This is a genomic window from Aeromonas sp. R5-4, from assembly GCF_040908215.1.
Lineage (GTDB): Bacteria > Pseudomonadota > Gammaproteobacteria > Enterobacterales > Aeromonadaceae > Aeromonas > Aeromonas veronii.
Window position 1 is genome coordinate 1 of sequence record NZ_JBFODG010000005.1, and the last position, 2,981, is coordinate 2,981.

Below are 2,981 nucleotides of genomic sequence, written 5' to 3' on the forward strand. Positions count from 1 at the left end.
CCTATCAACGTTGTGGTCTCCAACGGCCCTTTAGGACCCTCAAGGGGTCAGGGATGACTCATCTCAGGGCTCGCTTCCCGCTTAGATGCTTTCAGCGGTTATCGATTCCGAACTTAGCTACCGGGCAGTGCCACTGGCGTGACAACCCGAACACCAGAGGTTCGTTCACTCCGGTCCTCTCGTACTAGGAGCAACTCCCTTCAATCATCCAACGCCCACGGCAGATAGGGACCGAACTGTCTCACGACGTTCTGAACCCAGCTCGCGTACCACTTTAAATGGCGAACAGCCATACCCTTGGGACCGACTTCAGCCCCAGGATGTGATGAGCCGACATCGAGGTGCCAAACACCGCCGTCGATATGAACTCTTGGGCGGTATCAGCCTGTTATCCCCGGAGTACCTTTTATCCGTTGAGCGATGGCCCTTCCATTCAGAACCACCGGATCACTATGACCTACTTTCGTACCTGCTCGACCTGTCCGTCTCGCAGTTAAGCTGGCTTATGCCATTGCACTAACCTCCTGATGTCCGACCAGGATTAGCCAACCTTCGTGCTCCTCCGTTACTCTTTGGGAGGAGACCGCCCCAGTCAAACTACCCACCAGGCACTGTCCGCGAGCCCGATTCAGGGCCCTGCGTTAGAACATCAAACATACAAGGGTGGTATTTCAAGGACGGCTCCAGCGCAACTGGCGTCACGCCTTCAAAGCCTCCCACCTATCCTACACATGTAGGTTCAATGTTCAGTGCCAAGCTGTAGTAAAGGTTCACGGGGTCTTTCCGTCTAGCCGCGGGTACACCGCATCTTCACGGCGAATTCGATTTCACTGAGTCTCGGGTGGAGACAGCATGGCCATGGTTACACCATTCGTGCAGGTCGGAACTTACCCGACAAGGAATTTCGCTACCTTAGGACCGTTATAGTTACGGCCGCCGTTTACCGGGGCTTCGATCAAGAGCTTCGCTTGCGCTAACCCCATCAATTAACCTTCCGGCACCGGGCAGGTGTCACACCCTATACGTCCACTTTCGTGTTTGCAGAGTGCTGTGTTTTTGATAAACAGTCCCAGCCATCTGGTCACTGCGACTCCCAACTGCTCCATCCGCAAGGGACTTCACTGTCAAGAGCGAACCTTCTCCCGAAGTTACGGTTCTATTTTGCCTAGTTCCTTCACCCGAGTTCTCTCAAGCGCCTTGGTATTCTCTACCCGACCACCTGTGTCGGTTTGGGGTACGATGACTTGTAATCTGAAGCTTAGAGGCTTTTCCTGGAAGCAGGGCATCAATGGCTTCCACACCGTAGTGTGTTCGTCTCGTGTCTCAGTGTTGTGTCTCCGGATTTGCCTAGAAACACCACCTACGCACTTTCACCAGGACAACCGTCGCCTGGCCCACCTAGCCTTCTCCGTCCCCCCATCGCAATTACAAGTCGTGCAGGAATATTAACCTGCTTCCCATCGACTACGCCTTTCGGCCTCACCTTAGGGGTCGACTCACCCTGCCCCGATTAACGTTGGACAGGAACCCTTGGTCTTCCGGCGAGGAGGCTTTTCACCCCCTTTATCGTTACTTACGTCAGCATTCGCACTTCTGATATCTCCAGCATACCTCTCGATACACCTTCGCAGACTTACAGAACGCTCCCCTACCACTCACACATAAGTGTGAATCCGCGGCTTCGGTGCCTGGTTTGAGCCCCGTTACATCTTCCGCGCAGGCCGACTCGACTAGTGAGCTATTACGCTTTCTTTAAATGATGGCTGCTTCTAAGCCAACATCCTAGCTGTCTGAGCCTTCCCACATCGTTTCCCACTTAACCAGAACTTTGGGACCTTAGCCGGCGGTCTGGGTTGTTTCCCTCTTCACGACGGACGTTAGCACCCGCCGTGTGTCTCCCGGATATTACTTACTGGTATTCGGAGTTTGCATGGGGTTGGTAAGTCGGGATGACCCCCTAGCCCAAACAGTGCTCTACCCCCAGTAGTATTCGTCCGAGGCGCTACCTAAATAGCTTTCGGGGAGAACCAGCTATCTCCGAGTTTGATTGGCCTTTCACCCCCAGCCACAGGTCATCCCCTAACTTTGCAACGTTAGTGGGTTCGGTCCTCCAGTTGATGTTACTCAACCTTCAACCTGCCCATGGCTAGATCACCCGGTTTCGGGTCTACACCTTGCAACTAGACGCCCAGTTAAGACTCGGTTTCCCTACGGCTCCCCTATACGGTTAACCTCGCTACAAAATGTAAGTCGCTGACCCATTATACAAAAGGTACGCAGTCACCCCGAAGGGCTCCCACTGCTTGTACGTACACGGTTTCAGGTTCTATTTCACTCCCCTCACAGGGGTTCTTTTCGCCTTTCCCTCACGGTACTGGTTCACTATCGGTCAGTCAGGAGTATTTAGCCTTGGAGGATGGTCCCCCCATATTCAGACAGGATGTCACGTGTCCCGCCCTACTCGATTTCACATCAAGGTTGTTTTCGTGTACGGGGCTATCACCCTGTATCGCCGGCCTTTCCAGGACCGTTCCACTAACTTCCAAGATGCTTAAGGGCTAATCCCCGTTCGCTCGCCGCTACTGAGGGAATCTCGGTTGATTTCTTTTCCTCGGGGTACTTAGATGTTTCAGTTCTCCCGGTTCGCCTCTGTTACCTATGTATTCAGTAACAGATACCCGAGTTATCTCGGGTGGGTTTCCCCATTCGGAAATCTGTGAGTAATAGCGTCTCTTACCGACTTCTCACAGCTTATCGCAGGTTAGTACGTCCTTCATCGCCTCTGACTGCCAAGGCATCCACCATGTACGCTTAGTCACTTAACCATACAACCCCAAGAAGTGTCGGTGAAACCGGCACAGCTTGTTGTCGTACAACAAGGACCAAATAAAATTTGGTTTTCGCCAAGAAGTTTCCAAAGCACTTGTAACAAATGTTTGAGAACTACTTTTTAAATCAGCTTTCCAGATTGTTAAAGAGCA

General features: G+C 52.5%; 1 rRNA gene. It reads right to left on the reverse strand.

The annotated features are described in order from the left end of the window. A 23S ribosomal RNA gene (locus AB5Y83_RS02885) occupies window positions 1–2,825 on the reverse strand; the annotation flags it as partial. Between the last annotated feature and the right edge of the window lie 156 nt (window positions 2,826–2,981).